Annotated in this window: 10 protein-coding genes and 1 pseudogene; 7 read left to right on the forward strand and 4 right to left on the reverse strand. The window is 61.2% G+C overall.

Annotated features, from left to right (window positions below; genetic code table 11):
- Positions 1-401, reverse strand: a 401-nt coding sequence (locus AC1DSN_RS14815) for an NAD(P)H-dependent oxidoreductase (RefSeq protein ID WP_477331365.1), incomplete at its 3' end; no start/stop codon positions are given.
- A gap of 74 nt (positions 402-475) precedes the next feature.
- Here AC1DSN_RS14815 and AC1DSN_RS14820 point away from each other — a divergent pair.
- Both AC1DSN_RS14820 and AC1DSN_RS14825 read left to right on the forward strand, forming a co-directional pair.
- Positions 476-853: an ArsR/SmtB family transcription factor gene (locus tag AC1DSN_RS14820; protein ID WP_477296943.1), complete on the forward strand. Its 378-nt coding sequence runs from the start codon at positions 476-478 to the stop codon at positions 851-853.
- A 77-nt stretch (positions 854-930) separates the two neighbouring features.
- Complete coding sequence (locus AC1DSN_RS14825) at positions 931-2,889, forward strand: M61 family metallopeptidase (protein WP_477296941.1); 1,959 nt, start codon at positions 931-933, stop codon at positions 2,887-2,889.
- A 78-nt stretch (positions 2,890-2,967) separates the two neighbouring features.
- Here AC1DSN_RS14825 and AC1DSN_RS14830 read toward each other — a convergent pair whose 3' ends face one another.
- Positions 2,968-3,351, reverse strand: a complete 384-nt coding sequence (locus AC1DSN_RS14830; protein ID WP_477296940.1) for a MerR family transcriptional regulator — start codon at positions 3,349-3,351, stop codon at positions 2,968-2,970.
- Between the two features lie 61 nt (positions 3,352-3,412).
- Between AC1DSN_RS14830 and AC1DSN_RS14835 the strand changes: the two genes are divergently transcribed.
- From AC1DSN_RS14835 to AC1DSN_RS14855, 5 genes and pseudogenes are all read left to right on the forward strand, one after another.
- A complete protein-coding gene (locus AC1DSN_RS14835; protein WP_477296939.1) occupies positions 3,413-4,042 on the forward strand; it encodes a cation efflux transmembrane domain-containing protein in 630 nt (209 codons plus the stop codon).
- Positions 4,043-4,091: 49 nt separating this feature from the next.
- Complete coding sequence (locus AC1DSN_RS14840) at positions 4,092-5,186, forward strand: hypothetical protein (RefSeq protein ID WP_477296937.1); 1,095 nt, start codon at positions 4,092-4,094, stop codon at positions 5,184-5,186.
- Between the two features lie 123 nt (positions 5,187-5,309).
- Positions 5,310-5,618, forward strand: coding sequence for a hypothetical protein (locus AC1DSN_RS14845; RefSeq protein WP_477331367.1), 309 nt, complete (start codon positions 5,310-5,312; stop codon positions 5,616-5,618).
- A gap of 237 nt (positions 5,619-5,855) precedes the next feature.
- Complete coding sequence (locus AC1DSN_RS14850) at positions 5,856-6,317, forward strand: hypothetical protein (RefSeq protein WP_477295179.1); 462 nt, start codon at positions 5,856-5,858, stop codon at positions 6,315-6,317.
- A 164-nt stretch (positions 6,318-6,481) separates the two neighbouring features.
- Positions 6,482-6,565: pseudogene (locus AC1DSN_RS14855) on the forward strand (integrase core domain-containing protein); the annotation flags it as partial.
- Positions 6,566-6,625: 60 nt separating this feature from the next.
- Here the strand turns inward: AC1DSN_RS14855 and AC1DSN_RS14860 are convergent.
- Together AC1DSN_RS14860 and AC1DSN_RS14865 are read right to left on the reverse strand one after the other, a co-directional pair.
- Positions 6,626-7,012: a lysozyme inhibitor LprI family protein gene (locus tag AC1DSN_RS14860; protein ID WP_477331369.1), complete on the reverse strand. Its 387-nt coding sequence runs from the start codon at positions 7,010-7,012 to the stop codon at positions 6,626-6,628.
- A 49-nt stretch (positions 7,013-7,061) separates the two neighbouring features.
- Positions 7,062-7,943, reverse strand: a complete 882-nt coding sequence (locus AC1DSN_RS14865) for a DMT family transporter (protein ID WP_477331371.1) — start codon at positions 7,941-7,943, stop codon at positions 7,062-7,064.
- Between the last annotated feature and the right edge of the window lie 154 nt (positions 7,944-8,097).

Raw genomic sequence — 8,097 nt, forward strand, 5'->3', positions numbered from 1 at the left:
GTCCTGCCCTGGGTGGGACGCACGCTGCCTTCTTCCAGCGGCAGCCAGTCGATCTGGTTCTTGAAGACGCCGGTCACGCTGCCGTGCCGCTCGGGGCTGACCCAGACGTGGCCCTCCGACCACAACGAAAGCGCACGAAGCTCCTGCACCTTCGGATGACTCGCGGGCACGCTGTCGAGCATCGGAAGCTCGGCGGGATCGAATACGCGTGTTTCGGCGCCCAGGTGCTGGAGGATGCGCTCCGCCTCGTAGGCGAGCTTGCGACTGAAGGATTGCGGGCGCAGCGAGCCGTACAGGATCAGGATGCGGGGTGCATGGCCGCCATCGCCCTGGACGGTGAGGCGTTCCCACTCGGGCAGCGGCAGGTTGCCGGTCAGGTGGGGAAGATCGACTGACGTCACGATGCTCTCCGAGGGTTGCTTGGCGCTAACGATTCTATCATTCTAGAGATATCGAGACGAACGACGCAACCGCCATGCAAACCGCCGACGCCATCAAGGTCCTTTCCGCGCTCGCTCAGGAGTCGCGCCTGGCGATTTTCCGCTTGCTCATCGAGCAGGGGCCGGAAGGATTGCCCGTGGGGGTGATAGGCGAACGTCTGGGTTTTCCGAGTGCTACCCTCTCGTTCCATCTGAAAGAGCTGCTGCACGCGGGCCTTGTCACCAGTCGCCAGAGCGGTCGCTTCATTTACTACGCGCCGGTGATTGCCGCGGTGAATGGCCTTGTCGGTTACCTGACCGAGAACTGCTGCGCGGGTAGCGGTGGTAGTTGCGTGCCGGCGGCGAACGTTGCGAAGGTGGCGGGCAAGCGCGCGGCTGTCGCCAAACGTCGAGGCGTTAAGGCACTCGGGTAAGAGCGGAATGGGCACTATGATTCACGGCGGCCGCATGGTTCGCATGTGCCCCTCCTCACTTACTCGTCGAGCCTTTCATGCACTCAGTCCCTCTCGCCGGTCTGCCGGCTGCCAAGCATCGTAAGTTTTCGCGCCTCTCTCTCTCCCTTGCCTTGGCCCTCGCCTCCGGCACGGCTGCCGCGCAATGGACTGTCTCCGACCATGTACCCCCGCCGCAGGACACGCCGTACGTCGGAACGGTGGCGATCCACGTGGATGCGAACGATACGGCGCAGGGCATCTTCCGCGTCCATGAATCCATTCCGGTGAAGGCGGGCGCGCTGACCCTGCTGTACCCGCAGTGGATTCCCGGCGACCACTCGCCCACCGGCCCGATCGCCATGCTCGCTGGCCTGAAGCTCAGCGCCAATGGCAAGCCGCTCGCGTGGAAGCGCGATGAGTACAACGTCTACGCCTTCCATCTCGACGTGCCGGCGGATGTCTCGTCGATCGACGCGGACTTTCAGTACCTCTCCGAGCGCGGGGATGACGCGGACTTCGAGATCACCGATCGCCTGATGTCGATGGAGTGGAGCAAGGTGGCGCTGTATCCCGCGGGCTACTACACGCGCGGCATCACCTTCGCGCCCAGCCTGACGCTGCCGCATGGCTGGCAGCTCGGCACCGCACTGGAGACCACCACGAAGACGGGCGACACCACCACCTTCAAGCCGGTGTCCTTCGAGAACTTGGTCGATTCGCCGGTCTACGCGGGTCAGTACTTCAAGCGCGTCGCGCTCAACCCGGGCGACAAGGCGCCGGTGTTCCTGGACGTGGTCGCGGATGAACCGAAGTACCTGGAGATGACGCCCGAGCAGCTCACGGTGCATCGCAACCTGGTGACGCAGGCGACGAAGCTGTTCGGCTCGCACCACTACGACCATTACGACTTCCTGTTCTCGCTGTCGGATCAGTTGGCGGGTAACGGCACGGAGCATCACCAGTCCAGCGAAGACGGACTGGGCGCCGACTACTTCACCGGTTGGAAGGACGCGGCATCCGAGCGCGACCTGTTGGCGCATGAGTACACGCATTCGTGGAACGGCAAGTTCCGCCGTCCGGCCGACCTGTGGACGCCCAACTTCAACGTTCCGATGGGCGATTCGCTGCTGTGGGTGTACGAAGGTCAGACGCAGTACTGGGGCTTTGTACTGACCGCGCGAGCCGGGATGTGGTCGCCGCAGGAATTCCGTGACGGGCTGGCGCTGGTCGCCGCCAACTACGAGCGCAACCGCGAAGGTTTCCAGTGGCGCACGCTCGAGGACACCACGAATGATCCGACCATTGCGCAGCGTCGGCCCCTACCGTACCGCAGCTGGCAGATGAGTGAGGACTATTACAGCGGCGGCCAGATGATGTGGCTGGCGGTGGACACCAAGCTGCGCAGCCTCACGCACGACAAGTCGTCGCTCGACGATTTCGCGCGCAGCTTCTTCGGTGTCGAGAATGGCAGCTATGTGCCCAAGACCTATACGTTCGAGGACGTGGTGGCAGCGTTGGATGGTGTTGCCAAGTACGATTGGGCGAGCTTCCTGAAGGCGCATGTCGCCTCGGTCAATCCGCAGCTGCAGGATGGCCTGGCGGGCACGGGCTGGAAGCTGGTCTATGACGACAAGGAAAGCGACTACGAGAAGGCGTACGACGCCCGGCCGGAAGCGCTGCGCCACCTGGTGAACTTCACCTGGTCGATCGGCCTGACGATGACCGACGCCGGTAAGGTGGGCGACGTGCGCTGGGACGGCCCTGCGTTCAAGGCAGGCGTCAGCAGCGGTGCCACCGTGGTCGCGGTCAACGGCGCGGCCTACTCGAAGGATGTCCTGACGACGGCGATCACTGCCGCCAAAGACAGCAAGACGCCGATCGAGCTGACGCTGAAGTACCAGGGTCGGTTCCGTACCGTTCCCGTGGACTATCACGGTGGTCTGCAGTATCCGCATCTGGTGCGGGTGGATGGGACGCCGGATTACTTGAGCGAGATTATTGCTGCGCGGAAGTAGGTCTTAGCGACCAGCGTTGACCAACAGACGCCGCCGCATCGTTCGATGCGGCGGCGTTTTTGCGCGTGGGATAGCGAATCAGTGAGCGAGCTTGCGCACGACGCTACATGTCGCGACGGTACCCTGCGCACACGCCGCGAGCATGCCCCGCAAATCCGCAGCCATCTCCGCTAGCGCCCGCTGCTTCGCTTCGATCTGTTCAAGGTGCGTCTGGACGATCACGTCGACCGCCGCGCACGAATCGTCTCGCCTGGCACTCAAGCCGAGCAGGCTCCGGGTCTCCTCGAGACTGAAGCCCAGATGCCGGCACCGCATGATGAAGTCCAGACGCGCTACGTCGTCGGCGCCGTACTGGCGATACGTCCCCAGCCGGGGCGGCTCGGGAAGCAGAGTGATCCGTTCGTAGTACCGGATCGTCTCCAGGTTGCACCCGGTGGCGGCGGCTAGTTCGCTGATGCGCATGGGTTGACTCCGTAGTTACTACGGACCTCAGTCTAAGCCCTTTCCTGGTGGAACTCCCTGCATGGGTTGCTGTGATCACGATAACTGCGAGGCCCGCGCCCTGGCGGATACGTCGGCCGATCGCCGTGTGCTTTGGACCGTGCTGGTTATCAACCTGGTGATCTTCGGCGGCGAGTTCGGCATCGGCTGGTTGGCTAATTCCAGTGCCGTGCAGGGCGACTCGCTGGACAGCCTGGGAGATGCCCTGGTCTACGGCATCAGTCTGCTGGTGGTCGGTCGTTCCCTGCGCGCTCGCGCGATGTCCGCGTTGACCAAGGGTGGCTTGCAGGTGGCCTTTGCGGCGGTGGTGATGGCTGAGGTGGTCTATCGGTTATCCCACGGGGTGCCACCCACCACGAGCCTGATGAGCCTGGCCTCGGCCGGCGCGCTCATGCTCAACGGCGCCTGCCTGGTCTTGCTGACGCGCTATCGCGCGGACGACATCAACATGCGTTCGGTGTGGCAGTGTTCGCGAAACGATGTCATCGGGAATGCGGGAGTGCTGGTTACCAGCGGGCTGATCGCGTGGACCGGCTGGTGGTGGCTCGACCTGATCTTCGGTGCTGCGTTGGCCGTGTTGTTTTTGCAGACGGGGTGGTCGGTGATTCGGGCGGCGGTGCCGTTGGTGCGAGGCCCCGTCGCAGGTGTGTAGCGGTACGGCGTAAGATTCCGCAACGCCACGAGAAGGAACTCCACCGGATATGCGCCTGGGACTGATTGGATACATACGAATACTTGTCGCTGCGCTGGTGATCACGTCGCCACTGGTCATGGCCGCGTCACTCGATCCTGCGGCTCTGCCCGGTATCTGGAAAGGCAGCATCGGACGGCAACCTGTTGTCGCCTGCTTCAATCGCTCGGACACCCACGGGGCGGAGGGCAGCTACTACTACCTCAAGCACCTCGTGCCCATCAGCGTTGGCTTCGACGCGAGTAACAAGACCATCAAGGAAGCCGACGGCGTCTGGGAAGTCGAACTGGCCGCGGGGAGCGGCACGCTCGCCGGCAGCTGGAAGAAGAAAAAGGATGACGCGGTCGGGGTGCCTGTCGCGCTGACCCGCGCCGGTGTAGCCGACCCAAAAGCTTGCGGCAGCGATGCCTTCGTCGCGCTGCTGGAAGCGCCAACCGCGCCGCGCGTGGTCACCGGCCCGCGCAATGACTTCAATGGTCACGGCTACCGCACGCTATCCGGCCTGAACCAGGCGACGATCCAGATCCTTTTACCGGGTGCCGCCGCCGACGCCATCAACCGCGACCTTCGCCAGTTCATCGACGACAGCCCGGCAACAGTGGCTGAGTACAACGCCCGACGTCGCAACGACCTGAGCACGCGCGGGTTCGTCATGGACGACGAGACGACCGTGGCACCTTCGTTCTGGTTAGGCCGGTACCTGTCGATAAACTTCTACTCATGGGCGGCTGGCATGGGACAAAGCGGTATTTCGAGTCACGACCTGACCTGGGACCTGGTGACGGGCAAGCGTGTCGACCTGTGGGGATGGTTCGGTGCGAAAGGTACCCCAGGCGCCGATGACTCGGCGACCATGCCCGCGCCACTGCTGGCGAAGTTCGTGAAGCCCGGTGATATACCGGCAGGCGACGACAACTGCACGGCGAAATACACCGGTGCGGTGTCGTTTCGTATCAGTCTTACCGCCACCGGCATGGCCTTCAACCAATGGGCGACGGGAGACGGCTGTGACATCGGGTTCACTGCGGACTTCGACGCGCTGCTTCCGTTTATGACCCCCGGGGGTAGGGCGGCCGTGAAAGTAATGATGGATTCAAGCAGGTAGTCGGGTGGAGGACCCATCGAGAACGAAGAAATATCCGAGGAAGAGTGGTTCGAGCACGAAATCTTCTACTTCCTCAAGGCACTTCGCATTCTTGAGCTCACTGCCGAGGAACAGTGCGAAGTGATGGGTAACTACAACGCCGCCTGGGAAATTCAGGAGGACGTTTCAGGGCCGATTCCAAATATGGTCAGCTCTCCGATGTCGTACTTCACGGAAGCTCAGTCTGCTGCGCTCGTCAGGCTAGCTAGTGCATTGAAGGAACTGCCTGAGGAGGCCATCGTCGTCGGGGGCCTGCCTACGAACAGTCGCGAGGGATCCATCGCCACCATGCGGCATCGCTCGTGGGAGCCTCTGAGAATCCAGGCGAGCGACGTGCTGAGAGTGCTTGAGCCGGCGATTCTGAGGAACGCGGCGTATTTCACATCGGCGTAGAAGTGATGCTATCGGGAAGCATCGCAATTCATGTGACCCGGCTTGCATACTTGTTCGACCCGGCAACACACACCACCGCCGCAAGCGCAACGAGCAACATCGTCCAGTTCACCGTTTCTCGCAGTAGCGCGGCGAGTGCGAGGCCCGTGAAGGGCTGGACCAGTTGCAGTTGTCCTACCGCGGCGATTAATAAGTCCTTGATTGGTCATCGCATCTATAAGCCTTTAGGTGATTGATATGAAATATTTCCAGAAGCAGATCATCGCCTTCGTAATTGCGATGGCGGTTCCTGTGCTGTCTCATGCTTCCGACGAGCTTTCATTGAAAGTGTCGCGTGACAAGGGCGATATCTACGTTATTGTTGCGAACACACAAGACAACGCGGTCAAGGTGCGTAAGGACTTCCTGCTTGATCGGATCTTCGGGAGCCTGACCTTCGATATTCGAAATCACGCAAAGGTCTTCCCTGACGCGTCGCACATTAATCCCGAAGTTCCTACTGAAAGTACGTACATCATACTGACGCCTGGGCAAGTAATCGGGCATATGTTCAATCTTCAGATCATCAAGAACGCTCATATGCTGACAAAGGGTTGTTACACCATTTCGGCGATCTACCACGATGGAATGGCAAAAGATTTTGCAGGCTTCGAAGGTGAGGTGAGATCGAAACCGATCTCGCTTTGCATCGACAAGTAGGGCGTCTTCACGTCGGTCTCGGGTGCCAGCCCATCTGTCTATGATCACCGCCGCATTGCCTTGACCGCGCGAGTGGAAAGCGACGGTATTCACGGCATCGTGCTGATCATGCCGTCCTGCAGGGGCGCGCTCACTGTCGACGTGTCTGGTACGGGAAAGTCTATGCGTACATCGAGCGATTCAATCGAACCTTCCGCGAAGAAGTCCTCGATCAACACCTCTTTTCACGCCTCGATACCGTCAACAAGCCGCCTGATGTTCTAGTTTTGAAATGTCTGCTTGACGGGGAAGCTTACGATAGCCCGGGATTACGGTCCGGGCACAGGGCAACTCATGTCGCCTTCCTCACAGTGAAGAAGAGCTTCCAGCTCCTTGGTTCGGGCGTGTGTGGCAGCACTGCGACATTGGGTAATCAGCATCGGATAGATGCTCCCCTGGGCGTTCGCCGAGGCGGCGAACTCGCATTGCGCATCGCGAAATGTAAGCCACGCGCGTTGTGCCTTGATCAGGAGTGAGGTCGCGGCCTGATCACCTTTCAACCGAGCGGTGACCTGGCGGTACGTGGCGTTCAATTGCTTATCTGCCGCCTCGAATTCCTGGTCGGCACACGTGGTCATTGACAGCTGACTGGATGCCTCGTCGCAGTCTTCGGCATGAGCAGCGGCGCTGCCTGCCATGGATGCGATCACTAGCATGACGATGATCGAGAATGTCCGCACGGAATAACGCCCCTAAGGTGTAAGCCTAAAGCTTACCTTGCGCCGGGGATGCATACCTCTTCGACCCGGCAACACACGCCACCGCGGCTAGCGTAACGAGCAACATAGTCCAGTTCACTGTTTCTCGCAGCAGTAGCGCGGCGAGTGCGAGGCCCATGAAGGGCTGGACCAATTGCAGTTGTCCTACCGCTGCGATGCCGCCCTGCGCCAGTCCGCGATACCAGAACACGAAACCGATCAACATGCTGAATACCGAGACGTAGGCAAGGCCAAGCCACCCGGCCCGGCTCACGTGCTCGAACGAGGCGGGCATGGTGACGAGCGCCGTTGGCAACATGACGGGTAGCGCCAACACCAGCGCCCAACTGATGACCTGCCAGCCTCCCAGGATGCGCGAAAGGCGCGCGCCTTCGGCGTACCCCATGCCGCAGACGACTATGGCGGCCAGCATCAGCAGGTCGCCTTGGGCGGATCCGCCCGCGCTGCTGATGGCCGCGTAGCCTGCGATCAGCGCAGCACCACAGATCGAGAACACCCAGAAGACGGGTCGGGGACGCTCGCCTCCGCGAAGCACACCGAAGATGGCCGTGCACAGCGGAAGCAAGCCAACGAAGACGACCGAGTGGGCGGATGTGACATGCCGCAATGCCAGCGCAGTCAGCAGCGGAAAGCCCACGACGACCCCTGAAGCAGTCATCGCCAGGGGCACGAGATGGACGAATGCCGGTCGCCGTTGTCCCAGCACCAAAAGGAGCGCCAGTCCCAACAGTCCGGCAATGGATGCCCGCGCACAGGTCAGGAATATCGGATCGAAGTCCGCCACGGCCGCACGCGTTGCCGGCAATGAGCCGGCGAAGATGGCGACACCGATGAATCCATTGATCCATCCACTTGCTGCTTTTTCCATCGGTCGTTCCTTATCAGACCGATGAAGTTGAGCATCCGGAAAGGGCCGAAACGAGGCACAAAGCAGTACAATTAAAAGAAACTGTAATGCTTTCCAAGCCAGTACAGTCGAGGCGAGCGATGCGTAGCGGTAGTCGGATAGAGACCGTCATGAC

It is taken from the genome of Luteibacter sp. P4_D7_3 (genome assembly GCF_056401735.1).